Annotated in this window: 19 protein-coding genes and 1 pseudogene; 11 read left to right on the top strand and 9 right to left on the bottom strand. The window is 38.6% G+C overall.

From position 1 onward, the window contains the following. Positions 1 to 2: 2 nt before the first annotated feature. Positions 3 to 416: a (deoxy)nucleoside triphosphate pyrophosphohydrolase gene (locus ADA55_RS22720; RefSeq protein ID WP_048687727.1), complete on the bottom strand. Its 414-nt coding sequence runs from the start codon at positions 414 to 416 to the stop codon at positions 3 to 5. A gap of 428 nt (positions 417 to 844) precedes the next feature. Here ADA55_RS22720 and ADA55_RS22715 point away from each other — a divergent pair, with 428 nt between their 5' ends. The 4 genes and pseudogenes from ADA55_RS22715 to ADA55_RS31520 all read left to right on the top strand — a co-directional run. Beyond that, positions 845 to 2,644 carry a GmrSD restriction endonuclease domain-containing protein gene (locus ADA55_RS22715; protein WP_048687725.1) on the top strand — a complete coding sequence of 600 codons (1,800 nt, stop codon included), beginning with the start codon at positions 845 to 847 and terminating at the stop codon, positions 2,642 to 2,644. Positions 2,645 to 2,727: 83 nt separating this feature from the next. Beyond that, positions 2,728 to 3,054 (top strand): nucleoside triphosphate pyrophosphohydrolase, encoded by a 327-nt coding sequence (locus ADA55_RS22710; protein ID WP_048687724.1) that lies wholly within the window; start codon positions 2,728 to 2,730, stop codon positions 3,052 to 3,054. A gap of 70 nt (positions 3,055 to 3,124) precedes the next feature. Then, the gene (locus ADA55_RS22705) at positions 3,125 to 4,153 is read left to right on the top strand and encodes an HNH endonuclease domain-containing protein (RefSeq protein ID WP_048687723.1); all 1,029 of its coding nucleotides are present in this window, start codon (positions 3,125 to 3,127) and stop codon (positions 4,151 to 4,153) included. Positions 4,154 to 4,240: 87 nt separating this feature from the next. Next, positions 4,241 to 4,423, top strand: a pseudogene (locus tag ADA55_RS31520) (RNA helicase); the annotation flags it as partial. Here the strand turns inward: ADA55_RS31520 and ADA55_RS29665 are convergent. The 4 genes from ADA55_RS29665 to ADA55_RS22690 form a co-directional block, all read right to left on the bottom strand. Next, a complete protein-coding gene (locus ADA55_RS29665; protein WP_153246166.1) occupies positions 4,368 to 4,514 on the bottom strand; it encodes a hypothetical protein in 147 nt (48 codons plus the stop codon). The pseudogene ADA55_RS31520 and the gene ADA55_RS29665 sit on opposite strands and share 56 nt — an antisense overlap. Before the next feature lie 89 nt (positions 4,515 to 4,603). Further along, positions 4,604 to 5,002, bottom strand: coding sequence for a hypothetical protein (locus ADA55_RS22700; protein ID WP_048687722.1), 399 nt, complete (start codon positions 5,000 to 5,002; stop codon positions 4,604 to 4,606). Between the two features lie 17 nt (positions 5,003 to 5,019). After that, a complete protein-coding gene (locus tag ADA55_RS22695; RefSeq protein WP_226990532.1) occupies positions 5,020 to 5,247 on the bottom strand; it encodes a helix-turn-helix transcriptional regulator in 228 nt (75 codons plus the stop codon). A gap of 208 nt (positions 5,248 to 5,455) precedes the next feature. Then, positions 5,456 to 7,414 carry an FAD-dependent oxidoreductase gene (locus tag ADA55_RS22690; protein WP_065421210.1) on the bottom strand — a complete coding sequence of 653 codons (1,959 nt, stop codon included), beginning with the start codon at positions 7,412 to 7,414 and terminating at the stop codon, positions 5,456 to 5,458. 341 nt (positions 7,415 to 7,755) lie between these two features. On the opposite strand from ADA55_RS22690, the gene ADA55_RS22685 reads away from it, so the two are divergent. From ADA55_RS22685 to ADA55_RS22680, 3 genes are all read left to right on the top strand, one after another. Further along, a complete protein-coding gene (locus tag ADA55_RS22685) occupies positions 7,756 to 9,513 on the top strand; it encodes a sigma-54 interaction domain-containing protein (protein WP_048687720.1) in 1,758 nt (585 codons plus the stop codon). A 101-nt stretch (positions 9,514 to 9,614) separates the two neighbouring features. Next, positions 9,615 to 9,755, top strand: a complete 141-nt coding sequence (locus tag ADA55_RS29660; protein WP_153246165.1) for a hypothetical protein — start codon at positions 9,615 to 9,617, stop codon at positions 9,753 to 9,755. Then, entirely contained in the window at positions 9,756 to 11,357 is a 1,602-nt protein-coding gene (locus ADA55_RS22680) for a sodium:solute symporter family protein (RefSeq protein ID WP_048687719.1), read from the top strand. Positions 11,358 to 11,699: 342 nt separating this feature from the next. On the opposite strand, the gene ADA55_RS22675 is transcribed toward ADA55_RS22680, so the two are convergent. Beyond that, the gene (locus ADA55_RS22675) at positions 11,700 to 12,158 is read right to left on the bottom strand and encodes a hypothetical protein (RefSeq protein ID WP_048687718.1); all 459 of its coding nucleotides are present in this window, start codon (positions 12,156 to 12,158) and stop codon (positions 11,700 to 11,702) included. Between the two features lie 671 nt (positions 12,159 to 12,829). Here ADA55_RS22675 and ADA55_RS22670 point away from each other — a divergent pair. Beyond that, positions 12,830 to 14,284 carry an Msr family ABC-F type ribosomal protection protein gene (locus ADA55_RS22670; protein ID WP_048687717.1) on the top strand — a complete coding sequence of 485 codons (1,455 nt, stop codon included), beginning with the start codon at positions 12,830 to 12,832 and terminating at the stop codon, positions 14,282 to 14,284. 74 nt (positions 14,285 to 14,358) lie between these two features. Here the strand turns inward: ADA55_RS22670 and ADA55_RS22665 are convergent, their stop codons facing one another. Further along, entirely contained in the window at positions 14,359 to 14,853 is a 495-nt protein-coding gene (locus tag ADA55_RS22665) for a L,D-transpeptidase family protein (protein ID WP_048687766.1), read from the bottom strand. Between the two features lie 204 nt (positions 14,854 to 15,057). On the opposite strand from ADA55_RS22665, the gene ADA55_RS22660 reads away from it, so the two are divergent. Beyond that, positions 15,058 to 15,396 carry a hypothetical protein gene (locus ADA55_RS22660; protein ID WP_048687716.1) on the top strand — a complete coding sequence of 113 codons (339 nt, stop codon included), beginning with the start codon at positions 15,058 to 15,060 and terminating at the stop codon, positions 15,394 to 15,396. A 157-nt stretch (positions 15,397 to 15,553) separates the two neighbouring features. Next, positions 15,554 to 16,279, top strand: a complete 726-nt coding sequence (locus tag ADA55_RS22655) for a ZIP family metal transporter (protein WP_048687715.1) — start codon at positions 15,554 to 15,556, stop codon at positions 16,277 to 16,279. On the opposite strand, the gene ADA55_RS31110 is transcribed toward ADA55_RS22655, so the two are convergent. After that, positions 16,259 to 16,891, bottom strand: coding sequence for an Abi family protein (locus tag ADA55_RS31110; RefSeq protein ID WP_142398514.1), 633 nt, complete (start codon positions 16,889 to 16,891; stop codon positions 16,259 to 16,261). The two genes, ADA55_RS22655 and ADA55_RS31110, sit on opposite strands and share 21 nt — an antisense overlap. Further along, the gene (locus tag ADA55_RS31105) at positions 16,809 to 17,333 is read right to left on the bottom strand and encodes an Abi family protein (protein ID WP_048687713.1); all 525 of its coding nucleotides are present in this window, start codon (positions 17,331 to 17,333) and stop codon (positions 16,809 to 16,811) included. Before ADA55_RS31105 ends, ADA55_RS31110 begins: the two co-directional genes overlap by 83 nt. 392 nt (positions 17,334 to 17,725) lie before the next feature. Between ADA55_RS31105 and ADA55_RS22640 the strand changes: the two genes are divergently transcribed. Next, positions 17,726 to 18,097, top strand: coding sequence for a hypothetical protein (locus tag ADA55_RS22640; protein WP_034309797.1), 372 nt, complete (start codon positions 17,726 to 17,728; stop codon positions 18,095 to 18,097). Positions 18,098 to 18,192 lie beyond the last annotated feature (95 nt).

Genomic DNA, 18,192 nt, shown 5'->3' with positions numbered 1-18,192 from the left:
TCTCATTTGAGAAGACTATTTTTTTCATTTATTAATTGTTCCACAGCTGGAATGTCAGCAGGAGCCCATTTTAGAGAACTTAAATTCTCTCGCTTTAACCATATCAGTTTAGAATGCTCATTGGCAGTTGGGGTACCTCCAATGATTCTACATTTTATAGACAGTAGGTTAATGATGAAGGTTTCATATTCATGCGTATTATCATTAAAGATTGAAGCATCTGTTTCAACCTGACATTGTAATTCCTCATCAATCTCTCTTTTTAAAGCAGTAAAAATATCTTCCCCCTTTTCTACTTTTCCACCTGGAAATTCCCACATGTTCGGGATGCTCATTTCTGGAGAGCGTAACGCACATAGTATTTCATCATTTTCATTTTCAATAATGGCTGCAACTACTTTAACTTGCTTTTTCATGTTATCCTCCTATAGGTTTGCCCTATGTAATCATACCATTACGGTATGTATAATTAAAAGAAACTGAAAGGGAATAAAGAATAGAACAGTAAGATTGAAAGGCACTAAGACTCTTGATAAAGTGATTGTTTTTCTTGAGCAAGTTAATGTTAGAATTATTCATATATATAGATTTTTTGAATGGCTTCTGTAGAAGAAGTCCAGAGTATTGAAAACGCATTAATCTTTAATAAATAATACAATATAGAAGATTAATGCTTTAGGGGATATTACCTTCTGAATTAATGAGGAAGGGTAAGTTATGGTAATTAGTGACAAAAAATGTTAATCGAGTTTTTTTGATGACTCAAAGGGTATCATCAAAAAAAGAACAATTAGCTATTTTGACGGAGAGTTTAATGATTCACAAAAAAAAGAGGAGTTATTCTATGTCGACAAAATATGTAGTAAATAACAGTACTGTAGAAACAGTTCTTAGTTGGGTAAACGCTGGTGAAATCGCAATACCCGAAATTCAACGACCGTTTGTTTGGAATGCGTCCAAAGTACGTGATTTGATGGACTCATTATATCAAGGTTATCCTGTTGGATACCTTATTACATGGAAAAATCCAGATATAAATTTAAAAGATGGTACCACATCTCATGGTAAAAAGATTTTAATTGATGGTCAACAGCGGATCACGGCCTTAACAGCTTCATTATTGGGTCATCAAGTAGTAGGAACCGATTTTAAAAAAAAGCGAATTCAAATTGCTTTTCATCCATTAGATGAACGTTTTGAGGTCTCAAACTCAGCTATACGAAAAAACCCTGTTTGGATTCCAGATATTTCATTATTTTTTCAATCAGACTTTAAGTTCTTTGACTTTGTTCGTGGATACAGTGAGCAGAATCCAGATGTTGATGTAAATAAGATAGGTAATGTTATTGATCAATTGACAAAAATTCGCTATAGCAGCTTAGGTATTATAGAATTGTCACATGAATTAGATATCAAAACAGTGACAGAAATATTTATTCGTATTAATTCTCAAGGTGTTGTATTAAGTCAAGCAGATTTTGTAATGTCAAAGATTGCTGTAAATGAAAAATATAACGGAATTCATATCCGTAAAATGATTGATTACTTCTGCCATTTGGCAACGCATCCTGCAGATTATGATTCAATTGTACAAAACGATAGGGAATTCGCAGAAACAGATTATTTTCAAAAGCTTAAATGGATAAAAAACCATACAGAATCTTTATATAAACCAGAATATAATGATCTTTTAAGGGTAGCCTTTACCTTAAAATTTTTAAGAGGTAAACTTTCTGATTTAGTTAGTTTATTATCGGGAAGAGATTTTGAAACTAGAGAATATAATGAAGATATAGCAGAAGCTTCATTTAAGAGATTAGAAGAGGGTGTACTCGCATTCGTAACAGAGACAAATTTTAAACGCTATCTAATGATAGTAAAGTCAACGGGCATTATACATAAAAGTTTAATTCGTTCGCAAAATGTGCTTAATTTCGGATATATCCTTTATTTATTACTGAGACAGAAAAATATTGAAAATGCTGAAATTGAAAGTATAGTTCGTAGATGGATAGTTTTATCAATATTAACAGGGCGATACTCCGGCTCAGCCGAGTCTATGTTTGAATTTGATATACGACGCTTTGAACAAGCTCAGGACCCAAAACAATATGTTAAGCATACAGAAGAAGGTGAGTTATCAGAGGCATTCTGGTCAAATATTTTAGTCTCTCGTCTTAACACATCAGTTTCAAGTAGCCCGTTCTTTCATTTGTATTTAATGGCGCAAATTAAGAATAATGATAAAGCTTTTTTATCTAAAGCTATAGAGGTACGGTATTTAATTGAAGAAAGAGGAGATATTCATCATATTTTCCCAAAGAAATATCTTCAAAAGAATGGTTTTACAAATCGTAATCAATATAATCAAGTAGCTAACTATGTTTATATCCAACAAGAAATTAATATCGCTATAAGAGATAAAGCACCTGAAGTGTACATGAAAGAGATAGAGGAACAATGCTGTACCAAAAATAAGAACTATGGTGGAATTATCGATGAAAATGCGTTACTGGCTAATTTAAAAAGTAATTGCGTTCCATTATCTCTTTTTCATATGAATGCTAATCAATACGAAGCTTTTTTAGAAGAAAGACGAATTTTAATGTCCAAGAAAATCCAAGAATATTATGAACAACTTTGAGAATAAGTTAACTTTAGAAGAATGAAACATCTACTTAGTTAATTTTTGTTTAGATTTAGTTTATGAAATTAGGGGGTTAATGTATGCCAGTCCACAATAAATTAGTTCGTGATCGTATTCCAGAAGTGATTGAAGCTGCAGGTAAGAAGTTTACAACAAGAGTGTTAGATGAGAAGGAATACATAGAAGAATTGAAAAAGAAGAGCTTTGAAGAGTTACAGGAATATGTAGAGACAGAAAGTAAAGAGGATGCGATTGAAGAGTTGGCCGATGTGCTAGAAATCCTTCATGCGCTCGCTGAGTATCATGGGGCTTCTATCGAGGAAGTGGAGAAAGTAAGGAAGATCAAAGCAGACAAACGAGGAGGATTTAAAGAAAAGATTTATCTGATTGCGGTTGAAGATGAGTAAGGTCCAATTAATTACCAGTCCCACACCATGCAGCGGCATCGCAACTAAATTTTTATAAAGGATGGTTTGATTGAACCAATTTATTATAGATAAACCTTCTTTAGATTCTTATTTTCGTGGAGTTATTCTATTTGGTAAAAATGCTGCAAGTTATAAATTTGCTTTAGGAAAAAGCTTAATTGAACTGACCTCACAAGGAACGGATTTTGTATCTGAGAAGGATTTAGCGATTCCATTTATCAAGTATACAAACGAACATGTTCAAAATGGTACAAAACAAACTACTTCTAACAGCAGTGGTTATTTTGATGCCTTCAAAACGTATAACGAAGGTTCAATAAGTATTGATGAATTGGTGAAGCTTACACTTAACAATCCTTTTAAAAACGTTATTGATAGGTTCCATGTTGTGAATGATACTGTACTTGATATGAAGTTTTTTGAAAAGACAACAAGAAACGGTGCGAAAGGGATTGTATTAACCGATAATGCTTTTAAGCTTGAAAAACAAAGCAATTTCATTGATCTAGTTAGTGAAACAGAAGCACGTTGGAGATTAGTTGAAACTGCTTGGACATTAAAAATGAATCCAGCTATGTTGAATGTTAGATATGATAATGATAAGGATATATTCTACATTAATTCACAAAATGAACTTCATAGAAGAATTGATATTACTTCATCAAGGGAAGCATTAAACGGATATCAACGTGGAAAGTGTTTTTATTGTAACAATAAGATAAGTATTGATCCTTTAGCTGTTGATTTGGCTGATGTTGACCATTTCATACCTTTCTCGTTACAAACTTATACAATTACTGATCTGAACATTAATAGTGTTTGGAATTTGGTATTAGCATGTAAGGATTGTAACAGAGGAGAACATGGGAAATTTGCTAAACTTCCTGTATTAAAATATCTTGAAAAGCTTTATGACAGGAATGAATATTTTATTAATAGTCATCATCCTTTGAGAGAAACGTTGTTAAATCAGTGTGGAAAGAAACCACAAGACCGGCGAAAATACTTAAATGATATTTTCAATTACGCATTAAATACATTGTTGTTTACATGGGAACCAAAAATAAAGCTTGTATAAACTGTGAAGCACTCCATAAAATTTGGAGTGCTTTTTTAATTCATTTGGTAGTGAATTTTATTCCAATATCCTTTGGTTTTAGAGATAATGATTGCTACTATGCCTATGTCTAAGTGGAGTGGCAGCTCTAAAGGGTTAATTTCTTACGAAGATGATATTTTTTAAGCTGAATTTTGATATAAAACAGATGATCAGAGGATTTTGTTTAATATGACTAAGGATATTTGTGAATATCGACTTCATTATCACTTTGAGAGGAAGGCAAAATAAAAGAACCCATCCCTGTTACTTTTTCCTGGATTTTCTCTTTAAACGATTGTTTCTCTAGCGCATTTAAAGATAATGGTTTAATGATTGTCATTTAAAATCCTCCTTATAATTTTTTACCTTACAATTCTATAAGGGAGGATTTACTAACTTTTTTACAACCTATCTGAAGTTTTATTTAGATTAGTTTACAAAACCTTGCACAATTTGGGAAATCATAAAAACCAACAAACTTAGAATAATAGCTCCGACCAAAATATTATAGCCTGATATGAAATCATTATAGAAACCAATTGTTCCAATCAATAAAAAAATCAGAATAAAAACATATGATATAGAGAGAGAAACTAGAATTTTACGAAAAATACGTTGATCTGCAACAACGTAACTACTGTTCCACTTATCATTTTTTTTCTCGACTAAGAAATTAATTATTTGATAACCGATAACAAGAGAAGCTATGCCCCACATAACCCAGAAATTACTTCCTGATTCATCTACCAAAATTGAATAACATGAATATCCAAAGCCTAAGAATAAGCATATATACCCAACTAAAATCATCCACTTTTTCAAACGCATAAAGATCCCTCCTGAATTTAATCTGTTTTTTCTTCTAAAAAGAATAATTTATCGATTGGTTCATTTAATACAGCAGAGAGCATCAAAACAATTCCTATTGAGGGTTCGTATTTTTGTTTTTCCAAAGCAACAATGGTTTGTCTGTGTACACCTATTCGATCCGAAAGTTCTTCTTGAGTAAAATCATGTAATCTTCGAAAATATCTCACGTTGTTTTTTACTTTTCCTCTTTTCAAATTCTCCACCTCTTATGTATAGCATTATATACAAAATGGATTGAAAATAATACATTTTAAAGAATAAAAGGAATTGAATTGGAGATAAAGAGAAAAAAATAGAGTATATAATAGTTGGTTTAAAGTGTTAGACAAGAAGATAAAAATAATAAGCAGGTCGTGCCAGACCTATATCATCAAAAGAAAGAGACATCCCACCCGGATGTCTCTTCTCTTTTTATAAACTAATCACACTCATCATCCCCTCATGCGTAGCTTCCTCTATCGTCCGCGGACCAAGGCAATCCCCAATCTGTTTCACAATAGGTGCATGGCCTTTCATTTCTTCGAATAGTTCTGTATTGGGAATGCGGCCAAGGGAGAGGACGATGGAGTCCCAGTTTGTTAGTTCTTGTTTTTGTTGGGTGAATAGGTTCCGGATGATGACGTGATCTTTTTTGATTGCCCCGATGTCGTAATGGGGTAGGAGTGTGACGTTTAGGTTGTATAGTTTTTTTAGGTATTCGTTCCTGAGATATTGGTGAACGGTTTCGCCGATGTGCAGTCTTGATGATATGAGTGTGACCTGGTGGCCTTTTTCGGCTAGGTAGATGGCTGCTTCCATACCGGGCCAGTCGCCGCCAAAGTCGAATACGAGTACGTTTTCCCCGACTTTTTTGGTTGAGCTGAAGAGGTCATCACTCATGATGATCCTTGGGTCATCGATTCCTTCGATGGCTGGTGTATAGGGACGTGAGCCTGTTGCACAGATGATGGCGTCCGGTTTTGATTCGGATATTTCTTGGGCGGTTGCTTTTTTGCCTAATTGCACATTTATATTGCTTCTCATCAGTTTCCGGGAGTAGTTATCGAGCATCGACTCTGCAAGTTCATGCCGCATCGGTGCTTTGCGCATGGTGCGAAGCAGGCCGCCGATTGATTTGCTTTGATCGATCAGTGTAACAGAGTGACCTAGTGAATCCGCGGTTATGGCTGCCTGTAATCCGCCAGGTCCTGCGCCGATGACGAGGACATTTTGTTTGCTTCTCTTTTTCTTCAATTCTGGTAAAATCCATGCTTCTTTACCTGTTGTCGGGTTTTGGACACAGCCAATCGGCAGTCCTTTATGATAGTGACCGATACAGGCTTGTAAACAGCCGATGCATGCATCGATTGCCTGCAGGTCGCCACTTTTTGCTTTGTTGGGCATGTCTGGGTCGACGATTAAGGCCCTGGTCATTCCGACGACATCGGCTTTTCCGGTTGATACGATCTGCTCCGCTTCAACGGGGTCGACGATTCTATTACCGACAAAGACCGGTACGGCTCCTGCCATCCTGATTTTGAATCCATGTGGTGATAAGTAAGCGTGCTTTATCGGTGATGGCGGCACGATATGTGTTGATCCCTCGAAGGTACTTGAATCTCCGGCAGTGACATTAATGAAATCCAATCGGACTTTTTCCGCGAGATATTCGACGATTTGCACGGAATCCTTCATCGTCGTCCCGTCCATCGTCAGTTCATCTGAACTCATGCGAATGCCGACGGTAAAGTCTTCCCCGACTCTTTCCCATACCTTCTCCAATATTTCCACGATGAATCGCATCCGATTTTCAAATGATCCGCCATAGATATCCTTACGCTTATTTGTATGCTGTGACCAAAACTGGGCAGGAAGATATCCGTGTGAACAGCAAATTTCCACTCCATCCAGTCCGCCTTCCTTTGCCAGATGTGCTGAATGGGCGAACCCTTCAATCACGCCTTCAATATCCTCCAAACTCATTGGTTTTGGCATCACGCCAAAGCGCAGGCTGGGAACGGCCGATGGCGCCCATGCCGCATTTCGGTAGTCGCTCGATACGACTTCCCGTCCGCCATGGAATAGCTGCGAGAAAACCTTCGTTCCATACTTATGGAGCGTTTCGGAAAGCTCTTTGTAGGCATCGACAATTCTTTGGTCATATCCTGCGATCGTTTTGGACGTAAGCATGCCGGATGGATGTACGGATGCCGCTTCAAGGATGATTAATCCGACGCCCCCTTTAGCACGGGCTTCATGATAGGCGACCATATCCGAAGTGGGGATTCCGTCCGTGACATGATTTGTTTGATGTGCTGTACTTAAGATCCGGTTTTTTAATTCAGTAGCACCAATCGTTAATTGGGTAAACAGATTCTTGAATTGAGCCATATACATGACCACTCCCTAATGTTAGATAGAATGAGAGTATAGAGAGCATCCATTCGCCCCCTAGCTATCCCTATACAGGTTCAATATGCAATAACCATGCCGTTTGGGGGAATGTGGTTTCATAATCGTTTATTTACTTGGATAAAGAGGGGTATGGCTCATGGGTATCGTATTTTATAGATAGATAACTGAACCTTTTTTGAAAAGTGGTGATTCATAAAAGGTTCAGTTCTGAATTTGTTGATTTAGAGACATTCGTCGCTTACGAAAATGACACTTAGCTATTTTCGTATCAAAAAGTGTAACAAAATCGGTTCGTAATCAAAATATGGGGTGATGTGATGGAAGTGAAAAAGGAATCACTAATTGTATTTTCCGATATTTCTATTTTGGATGTAAAATCCTTGCTGAAAATTAATTCTTCACCTTTTATTGTCATGAAAAATCACTTGGAAATCCTCGGCATATTGGATGAAGGTTTCTTTTTGAAGAGATTGGATAGCGATGGCGATAATCAGGAAATCACGGCTTATCTCAATACATCGTTTGTCGTCGTTGATGAATTAGATAAGCTAGGTGAAGAGGATATGAGCACCTATGATTTTGTGATTCAACATGGCGATAACCAATATAGCTGCCATCCGATTTCCGAAGTCAGGGAAATGCTGCTTAAAAAGAAGATGAAGAGCTTAATCAGTCTAAATGAATCACTAAAGAAAGAGCTGGAGGTGACAAGAAAGAAGGTAAAGGAGCTCACGCAAATCCTGCATTCCAGCTATGATGAAATTTTCGTGACGGATGCGAACGGGGACACGCTATTCGTGAGTGAAGCGTGCAAGAAGCTTACAGGGCTGCCGCCGGAGGCCTTTATTAATAAGAACATTAATGAGTTAGTTGAAAAGGGATTGATCGTCAATTCAGTTACATTAAAAACGATGAAAACGAAAGCGATCCATTCGGCGGAGCAAACCTATCCGCATGGATTGACGGTATTCAGCACAGCGAAGCCGATTTTTGATGAAGAGGGGAACTTATATAGAATCGTTTCGAATTCCAGGGATATCACGGAATTGGTTGAGATGAAGAGTCAATTGAACAGAGTGAACCTTAGGAACCAGCGGGCCCAGCATGAAAATTCGAGAACCGTTTCGTTCAATAACTTCATTACAAATTCGGATAAGATGGTAAAGGTTTTGGAATTAGCTGAAAAAGTCGCCCCGATGGATTCTTCCATCTTCATTCATGGAGAAACCGGAGTCGGAAAAGGGGTTTTAGCAAGGGTCATTCATGATCTCAGCAGCAGAAAGGATAAGAATTTCATTCAAGTGAATTGCGGCGCGATTCCATCGGCTTTAATTGAGTCCGAGCTATTTGGCTACGAAAGCGGTGCATTTACGGGAGCTAATAAGCACGGGAAAAAGGGGCTTGTTGAGAGTGCTGATGGCGGCACATTGTTTCTTGATGAAATCGGGGAAATGCCGCTCGACATTCAAGTGAAAATCCTGCATTTGGTCCAGGATCGAACATTCATGAAGGTGGGAGGAACGAAGGAGAAAAAGGTGAATATCCGCATCATCTCCGCCACGAATAAAGACTTGAAGCAAATGATCAAGAATAATCAGTTCCGCGAAGATTTATATTATCGGCTGCATGTCGTTCCAATGGAAATACCGCAGCTGCGTGAGCGGAAGGAAGATATCTTATTATTAACCAATTATTTTCTGAAGAAATTCAATGAAAAATACGGTCAATCCATCACGATCGATGATCATTCCAAGTTAATTCTGCAGCTGCAGGATTACCCGGGCAATGTTCGGGAGTTGGAAAATGTAATTGAACAAATCGTCGTGACGGCTAGAAAGCCTATCGTAACGATAGAGGATTTGCCTTCCGATTTAACCTACAAAGATACGGCGCTGGTCAATTTAACAGGAATCATTCCCTTGAAAAAAGCATTAGAGGAAACGGAAAAGCAATTATTGTCACAGGCCCTTTCCACCTATAAATCAACCAGAAAAATGGCCAAGGCCCTGGGGGTCAGCCAAACGACGATCATGCGCAAACTGGGCAAATACCAATTTAGCTATCAGGACGATTAATAATAAATTAACCTCTATTGAAATCTGAATATTCAAAAACTTGGTATGGATATTGCATATTTAATGATTGATTATTTCTATTATGATAAGGGGGTCAAGAAATGGGCGAGCTGATTTTCTCTTTAAGCTATGGGGGTTCCTTAATTGTCATGGGGTGGATCACGAAGGTTTTCCTAGTAAGAATGAAAAGAAATCAAGAAGAAATAAAAGCAAAAGATCCGATTGAAAAGGTGGGGATGTAAGTGGCCTTTCTCCTTGGTATCATTATTTCCTTTTGTGTTTACGTCTCGATTGGCATCTTTTTATTCAGGAAAGTGAAAAGCTCAGAGGAATACTATGTTTCTGGTCGAAGCGGAAACACATTGATGATTACGGGTACGCTTGTTGCCTCTTTCCTAAGTACGGTATCCTTCATGGGGGAAGCGGGATTTTCCTATGAAGGGTATCCGATCCTGCTGCTTATCCTCGTGATTTTTAATGCAAGCGGCTATATATTCGGAGTGTTCCTGTTTGGCAGGTATTTAAGAAGAAGCAAATCATTGACCGTTCCTGAATTTTTTGGTAATCGCTTTCATTCAAAGAAGGTAAGGCTGGCAGCTGCGATCACGACGATTCTCGGTATCGCTGCATACTTAGTTGCCGTTACTCAAGGGGCAGCCGTTTTATTGGCCGAGGTTTCTGGTGTTTCCTATCCAATGGCCCTGGTGATCATGTGGGTCGTGTATTCATCCTTCACCATTCTCTCAGGGGCGAAGGGGGTCATGGTCAATGATACCGTGATGTTCTTTTTATTCTCAATCGCAACATATCTAAGTTTTCCTTATATCATCAAATCCGCAGGCGGTTTTCCTGATGCCGTTATGAAAGCGGCAAACCTGGCTGAACGGCCTGATTTATTAAGCTGGCATGGCATTACCGGACCTGCCGCAACGATGGGCACTCCTTGGGAAGCATTGGCCTGGGCCGTCATCATGGGCTTGGTCTGGGGCATTGTCATCGCCGTGAGTCCATGGCAAAGCAGCCGATATTTAATGGCAAAAAATGAACACGTAGCCATCCGGGCCGGCGTTTGGGCAACGATATCCATTTTGACCGTCTATTTGTTTCTTCATATCAGCATATCGACAATCACCACCATTAAAGCGGATATCGCCCCGACGGAAAAGGTATTCATTTGGGCAGCGATGAATATTGTCCCGACATGGCTTGGAGTCATCATTGTCAGCGGCATCATGGCTGCGGCATTATCATCCTGTTCGAGCTTCCTTCAGATTATAGGAAGCAGCATTACACGGGATATCATGGAACAATCGCGTAAAAAGGAATACACAGATCATCATCTATTACGGGCCAGCCGCATTTCCATGGTTGTGATCAGCTTGATCATCTTATTGATTGGATTGTTCCAGCCGCCTGCCGTCATGTGGATCGGCTACTTTGCGGCTACATTATTTGCGGCATCATGGGGACCGATTGCCATATCAAGCGTATTTTCAAAGAAGGTAACGAAGGAAGGCGCATTTTGGAGCATCGTATTCGGCTTCGTTGGCGTGATACTTGGAGAAAGTCTCGGCATGTTCGGAATCAGCCTTCCCGTTTACCTCAATCCTGTCATCATAGGTTTAATCTTAAGCATAGGCGCACTTATCATTGGCTCCAAGTATGGAACGATCACCATCGAAGAAAGGGAGTTTCAAGCAAATATCCTTCAAACCCCGATTGAAATAGACGAGCAAAAAGAAATGAACATCACCCGCAGATACCCAGCCTATTTAATGATCAGCGGCGTCATGATCATCATGGTTACACTGGTGTTTTATTATTGGCCGATCAATATGAATTGATTGAGATGGCAGGGGAGATTCCCTGTCATTTTTTTTGTAACTAGCTAAATTTCAAACTATGTATCACTATTACTATCTTCCTGAGAATATTCACTTAAAAATTGGAGTATGATATCCTTATATTAACATAAACCAAAAACAGCCCCATGCTGGAACATGAGGCTGACCACTAGCAAGAGTGGTTGGTCACAACTAATAACTTTTAATCAGAAGAATCAGAAGAAGAACCATTGCCATCTTCGTGGGATGTGTGGTTCTTTTTCCGTTTCTTGACGAACGCAGATAGGATAAGATTGGTTGCTACCAAGCGCTCCTTCCGGAATACTCTCTAATCTTAGGTATTCACTTCAGCTGTTCGAGTACAACAACTTTGTCCCATTCTTTGTTTTCATAATCGGACTCTTCCCAACCCACGCGGAATATGTCGCCATAGTTTGGATGGAATCCCATGGTAGTAAATACCTCTGTTTGATAGTAAATGCCTTCGCCCTTGCCCTCTATTTTCTCGCCACGGATATGCCCATTTTCGATTTCACTGATTTCAAATGTCTCGGTAATGATATTCTCTTCACCCTCATTAGCCATACGCCTTTCTTTACCCATATATACCTCTGATGTTTGCTTGTCCAGTTGTATTACTGGCATTTCCTTGATTTTCGCTAGACGGTTTATTTCAGCAATAATCTTTTGGTCTTGCTTTTTATCTTGCATTTCGTCCGCATTATGAAAACCAATTGCGTATCCCCCACCTAAACCTACTAATGCCCCTGCTACTGTAAAAGCTAATACTGTCTTCTTCATATGTATTTCCACCTTTTCTATTGCTCTTACCTACTTAATTATTAATAATATCATGCAAAACTTGATTAAGATAATTACTTTTTAGGGAGTGGAATTTTGAAATCAAAACAAGAAAGAACAGCCGACGTCAGGCTGTCCTCTTCAGTCTCCCCATTACCTTCATGATACGTGCCTACCAACCTCTGATAAAAAAACTCAAGAGTTATTAATCATCCATTATATAAAACAAAAAATCATTGACTATTGGAAATATCCTGGTTAGAATAGGGGCAAGATTTGAAAGGAGCGATAAACGTGGCATTTTTACAATTATACTGATATACACATATATTATGGAAAAAACCACTTTTTATAAGGGGTTATTTGCTGTGTGTATAGGATGGATATGTTGTAGAGGGTTTGTCGTTCTGCTGGATATCTATGCCATTTTTCCGTACACAGAGCCCTTCTGTGTACTTTTTTGTTTTGGAGGGATTTAACTTGATGATGTTACTTTTTTATTGATGCGAGTTTGGGAGTTGAGCTCATATTAGAAGATCGTTCAGCGGTGACTATAAAATAGGGGGAATGTACATTGCAATTTCTATTATTCTTTTGATGCGGGCTTGAAATAGAAGCTCGTATCGATCCAAGCTATCGATACGAAATCACAAATTTCGGAGGTAGCGAATATGGAACAAATATGTTTTGAATTAGAAAATGTCGAAGTGACTTATTTAGATAAAGAGATATTGAAGATTGATCGGTTGGCTGTACATCAATTTGACCGCATCGGCATCGTCGGGAAAAATGGTACAGGGAAAAGTACGTTATTGAAGTTGCTTGCTGGAGAAATTCAACCGACAAGCGGAAAAGTAAAGGGTTATGTTGATCGCGGCTATTTTGAGCAAGTTGAAGCGCCTGTTGTTGCAGAAGCTGATCCAGCGTTACTGGGAAAATTGGCAGTTCCGCGAAATTCAGGGTCGCTTAGCGGCGGTGAGCAAACGAGGCTGAAGCTTGCCCAATTGTTTACCCACTATAATGAAGCGTTGCTTATCGATGAGCCGACAACCCACTTGGATCAAGACGGCCTTTCGTTTTTACTTGATGAGTTACGCTATTACTATGGGGCGCTTGTCTTGATTAGTCATGACAGGGCTGTACTGGATGAACTCGTAACGACGATCTGGGAAGTGCATGAAGGCGAGGTACATGTATATTCAGGGAATTACAGCGAGTACATGGCACAGAAGCAGTTAAAACGTGAACAACAGACGCAGGCTCATGAACAATTCCTTAAAGAAAAGAGCCGGCTTGAAAAAGCGGCGCAGGAAAAAATGAAAAAGGCTGAAAAAATTGCTCAAGCTGGAAGATTGTCGAAAAAAGAGGCGAATGCAAAACCGAATAAAACGTTTATGACAAAATCGAAAGGCACAAGCCAAAAAGCCGCACAACGCGCAGCGAAGGCAATTGAGCAGCGAGCGGAAAAACTTCAGGAAGTGGAAGCTGTACAAGAGGAAAGGCAAATCGTATTTCGCCAGTCAAAGCAATTGGAATTGCATAATAAGTTCCCGATAATGGCGGACCGGCTGACTCTTCAAGTGGCGGGGAACGTATTATTGGATGAAGTGAGTTTCCAGCTGCCGCACGGTAAAAAAATAGCGATCACTGGCAGCAACGGCAGCGGTAAAAGTACTTTGCTGCACCATATTGCGAATAATGGTGCCGGTTTAACGGTTTCTCCTAAAGCAAAAATGGGTTACTTCCGTCAAATGAGCTATAGATTTGCAAAAGATGAAACGGTACTTCAATTCCTGGGGAATCGCTCGGAATATGATGAAGGATTTTTAAGAAGTGTCCTGCATTCGATGCAGTTTACCGGGACGGATATACTGAAAAGCGTTCAGTCTTTAAGTGGCGGAGAAGCGATTCGCCTCCAGCTTTGTCAGTTGTTTCTAGGGGAATACAACATTCTGCTATTGGATGAACCGACTAATTTTCTGGATATCACTTCCATTGAAGCATTGGAACGATTCATGGCTGGATATGAAGGCACGATCATATTTGTATCCCATGATTCAGCATTCATAAAGCAGGTTGCCGATATTCAGTATCAACTTGAGGAGAAAAAATTGGTTCAAGTGTGATTTTTAACGTTTCCGGAAAAATAAGCCGATGGGATAATTCTGTCGGCTTATTTATATAAGAGTAAACAAACACATTAAGGATGAATCGAAACCGATGTCCCGATCGGAACAATCCTTGATAATTCCTCCACGTCCCGATTATGCATGCGAATACAGCCTTTTGAAACGGCTTTACCAATCGAGCTGGGATCATTCGTTCCATGAATGCCATAATGTTCTTTTGATAAACTCATCCACATCGTCCCGAATGGGCCTCCAGGGTTGGGAGCTTTATTGATAATGATGAACTGTCCTACTGGTGTACCGGACAGCATTCTTCCAACGGCAATCGGATATTGTTTTTGCAGTACTCCATTTTTAAGCAGCCTTAACTTACGAGTATTGACGGACACATCGATCTGAAATGGAATGGTATCAGGAGGGGGAAAACCAGGGATCATGATGGGCTGGCCAATATAAATGACATTTGGATTTATGGTCGGGTTTGCAGCGATGATTTCAGATAGCGGTTTCCGGTAGTCCCTGGATATCTGTGTCAGTGTTTCACCTGGTTTAACTGTATGAATCAGTCTGAACACCTCCATAGGTTATAGTTGTCATGTTTCATTCTATGTGATTTTTCAAAAGTGTTTCGTAACTCGTCATTAGCTGTTATCTGTTTTTAATAAAACTTATTTGTTAAGTAACTAAGCCGAAAAGAAACCGAAATGAACTTTTGATAAAATAAGTTTTTATCGAGATGGATTTTTGTTAGTTAAAGAGGGGGAATAAAGGTGGAGGAACATGTGAAAAAGGCTTTAGTAGAATGGAATGAAGAAATCAGTGATGTGTTAAATGGAATAGAAAAAGAGTATGAAGAAGTTAAGCGTGAACTTCAGGTTTATTCCTATAAATTCAATATTACCAAACAGGTTGTACAATCCACTATAAATGATGAAATTATTCGAAACATCCGCGAGCTCTATCATAAACCTTTTGAACAAAAATTGAATGAACTGAAAGAATCGATAAAAGAGTTGGAAGAAAAGAGAAAGGTTTTTCAAATGTTTGTCGATAAAATCGAAAAGGTTAGTGAAAGAGAAGAAGGAAAACCGCAAATATCAGTCATATAAGGCAGCGAAGAGCAGGATACTCTACCATTCTATACACAAAAATCATGGCAGCGAATATACCTGCTTTTTTTTTGCTGGAATAGCCAAAAGCGTCCCCTTGTTTACCCCAACATCAACCCGGGTACACTATCCTATAAAAAGGAAATGGGGGAATTCTATGTGGAATGCGGTCTTTTGGGGAGGGGTTTCGGGTTCTGCCGTCCTGCTTGGCGCACTTGCCGCCATCCTCATTCCGATCAAGAAAAACATCATTCGCTATATCATGGCCTTTGGTACGGGTGTATTGATTGGCGCCGCGGCATATGAGCTGCTTGCTGATTCGGTGAGTGATGGTGGAATCTGGGCGACGGGGATCGGATTCATAGCAGGGGCCGGCGTGTTTACAGCCTTGGATTTTCTTATTTCCAAAAAAGGTGCGGATAAAAGGAAACGGTCCAATAATAGCTCTTCGAAAGAAGCGGGCCTAGCCATTTTCATCGGGACGGTGATGGATGCCATACCGGAGTCGATCATGATTGGCGCAAGCTTAATAAGCGGCGGCTCGGTAAGCTGGCTTTTGGTCATTGCCATCTTCATCAGTAATATTCCGGAGGGGCTCTCAAGTACGACGGGACTGCTCAAAAGTGACTATTCCAAGAAGAAAATCATGCTGCTGTGGTTTTCCGTCCTGATCATTTCGGCACTCTTCTCGATGTCGGGCTATCTATTCCTCGATCATGCCCCGGACTATGTCCTGGCAGCGATGGCAGCCTTTGCAGGCGGTGGGATTATTGCCATGATCTCCTCAACGATGATGCCTGAAGCATTTGAAGACGGAGGGCCGATCACGGGCATATTCACCGCTGCGGGCCTGCTTATCTCTTTAGTTCTGGATTCGATGTGAGATTGTCCCCTTGGAAGGAAGGGTGGCAATTTTTTTTTGTGGGGAATTTAATAATGTAGAATGAGAAAGTTGTGGTGAAAATGGAAAAAAGCTAATTAATAAACCTAATCTACAAAAGAAAGAGTTTGACATTAATTTTCTTTTACAATTAAGACTTTTGATTTTTAATTTTAGATAAAAGTTCATCCCAATTGGAGGGAACCCTATGTGGGAAAATTCCAAGCTATCTTCATACTCTAATATAAGTGCTTGTAAATCAGTAATGAATCTTTGCCCTTCGTCTTTAGTCAATAATCTTTGAATAATGTATATTGCAGCAAATGCAAATCCGTTATCAAATTGTTTCATTTCTTCTTTAAACAAACGTGGCTTAAAAGTTAACTTTTTATTGTATAAGCGTCCATAATGAGCACAGACATTTCGAACATTGGATAATGTTTGCAACCAACTTTCTAAGTATAGATATGGAACGTTATAATATATTTTTGCTATATGTTTTTTTACATCTTCGCTTAAATTTCTATATAGTTTAGACAGGAAACCAAACGGAGTCACTTCTATTGCCACCCAAATTGGAATTGTTACCATCATAATTTTTGTAATGATGTTCAATAAATAGTTCACCTTTACGACTTTTTTTTATTAAGTTGTTCAATTCATCCAGAGATTCTTTATGATATTTTTCATTTATAAAGTTTTCTTTATCTTTATAGCCCAGAGGACCAAATCTATGGGCAATCTCATAAGAAGTATGAGTTCTGAAGGCTATTTCAATAGTTTCTAATACACTTATAAGCAATACTCTTAATTTACGATCAAATTCATATAATGATAGTAATTTATTAAATGATGCTCCGTTTACATATTGCTCATTATTAATTGGATCTTTTAAAGTAAGTCCGTAAGCAGATAGACGATAATAATTAATCCTTTGTAATGATTTTTCTGTATTTTCAGAATTCTCAACATGCAAATTTTTGTTTCTAAATAATTCTACCTGTTCTTTATACGTAGTGGGGAGTTTTCCAGTCGGCTTATCTTTTTCAGGATTCATGCCTACATTTCTCCTTGAATAAATAAGATGACCCACCTTGGTCCGCATTGTTAAGAGGCGTGGTGGGTTCTGTTACTTTTAACCTATCATTCACTTTATCTAATGTCAAGGAACCAATAAGTAAAATAAGGAAATATTAAATAAACCATCCTAATTACAGATGAATGTTAGGTTTATATGGATGCAATATTTTGGTGATCAAGATTGGCGCAGCTTAATAAGGATCGGTAAGCTGGGGCTATTGGTCATTGCCATCATCAGCAGTCAAATTCCAGAAAGACTTTAAAGTATAGCGAAGGAATCTATCTCGAAAAAGGAATTGTTGGTGTTAAAATATCATTTCAAATCATACACTCTTCATATAGATTTTGGACATTGAGGAGCTGTTGGAAATGAACTTCGAGATGCAAATAGCGAATATGTTAGCTGATAATTTAAAAGGTTTCATAACATTCGTCCGGGAAAATCATGAAAATGAAAACAACTGCTTTTGTTTAAATAAAGATAAATTGTATCAATTGAAGCTTCTTGTTGAGGAGTTTAAGTTTCAAGTGTTGGCCGATGAACTTAAACGGATCAACCGGTTTACCTGGGATGAAAACTATACGCACTTATTAGTTGATAGATTCAGAAAAGGGATGGCAATCATTGAAGAGTACGTTGAAAATAACTACAGCGATTTATTCATTTTCACCGCTAGACTTTACACGTTGAATAGCCTCAGCTTAACCTTTTGCAAGGAGGAAGAATCAATAGTCAGCTAATTAGGGCACCCGCGAAAAAAAGAAGAGCACATAATCTGTGCTCTTCTCAGTTTGTCGACAAAAGGGGTTCGGAATTAAAAAATTCTGAACCCCTT

Origin of the sequence: Bacillus sp. 220_BSPC, assembly GCF_001054655.1 — a bacterium.
Taxonomy (GTDB): domain Bacteria; phylum Bacillota; class Bacilli; order Bacillales; family DSM-1321; genus Peribacillus; species Peribacillus frigoritolerans.
This window is presented reverse-complemented; position numbering and strand designations above follow the sequence as displayed.

Excerpts from the sequence above, each read along its gene's own strand:
- ADA55_RS22720 (WP_048687727.1), bottom strand. The coding sequence starts at position 416 with ATGAAAAAGCAAGTTAAAGTAGTTGCAGCCATTATTGAAAATGAAAAT.
- ADA55_RS22715 (WP_048687725.1), top strand. The coding sequence starts at position 845 with ATGTCGACAAAATATGTAGTAAATAACAGTACTGTAGAAACAGTTCTT.
- ADA55_RS22710 (WP_048687724.1), top strand. The coding sequence starts at position 2,728 with ATGCCAGTCCACAATAAATTAGTTCGTGATCGTATTCCAGAAGTGATT.
- ADA55_RS29665 (WP_153246166.1), bottom strand. The coding sequence starts at position 4,514 with ATGACAATCATTAAACCATTATCTTTAAATGCGCTAGAGAAACAATCG.
- ADA55_RS22700 (WP_048687722.1), bottom strand. The coding sequence starts at position 5,002 with ATGCGTTTGAAAAAGTGGATGATTTTAGTTGGGTATATATGCTTATTC.
- ADA55_RS22690 (WP_065421210.1), bottom strand. The coding sequence starts at position 7,414 with ATGGCTCAATTCAAGAATCTGTTTACCCAATTAACGATTGGTGCTACT.
- ADA55_RS22685 (WP_048687720.1), top strand. The coding sequence starts at position 7,756 with ATGGAAGTGAAAAAGGAATCACTAATTGTATTTTCCGATATTTCTATT.
- ADA55_RS29660 (WP_153246165.1), top strand. The coding sequence starts at position 9,615 with ATGGGCGAGCTGATTTTCTCTTTAAGCTATGGGGGTTCCTTAATTGTC.
- ADA55_RS22675 (WP_048687718.1), bottom strand. The coding sequence starts at position 12,158 with ATGAAGAAGACAGTATTAGCTTTTACAGTAGCAGGGGCATTAGTAGGT.
- ADA55_RS22670 (WP_048687717.1), top strand. The coding sequence starts at position 12,830 with ATGGAACAAATATGTTTTGAATTAGAAAATGTCGAAGTGACTTATTTA.
- ADA55_RS22655 (WP_048687715.1), top strand. The coding sequence starts at position 15,554 with ATGTGGAATGCGGTCTTTTGGGGAGGGGTTTCGGGTTCTGCCGTCCTG.
- ADA55_RS31105 (WP_048687713.1), bottom strand. The coding sequence starts at position 17,333 with ATGAATCCTGAAAAAGATAAGCCGACTGGAAAACTCCCCACTACGTAT.
- ADA55_RS22640 (WP_034309797.1), top strand. The coding sequence starts at position 17,726 with ATGAACTTCGAGATGCAAATAGCGAATATGTTAGCTGATAATTTAAAA.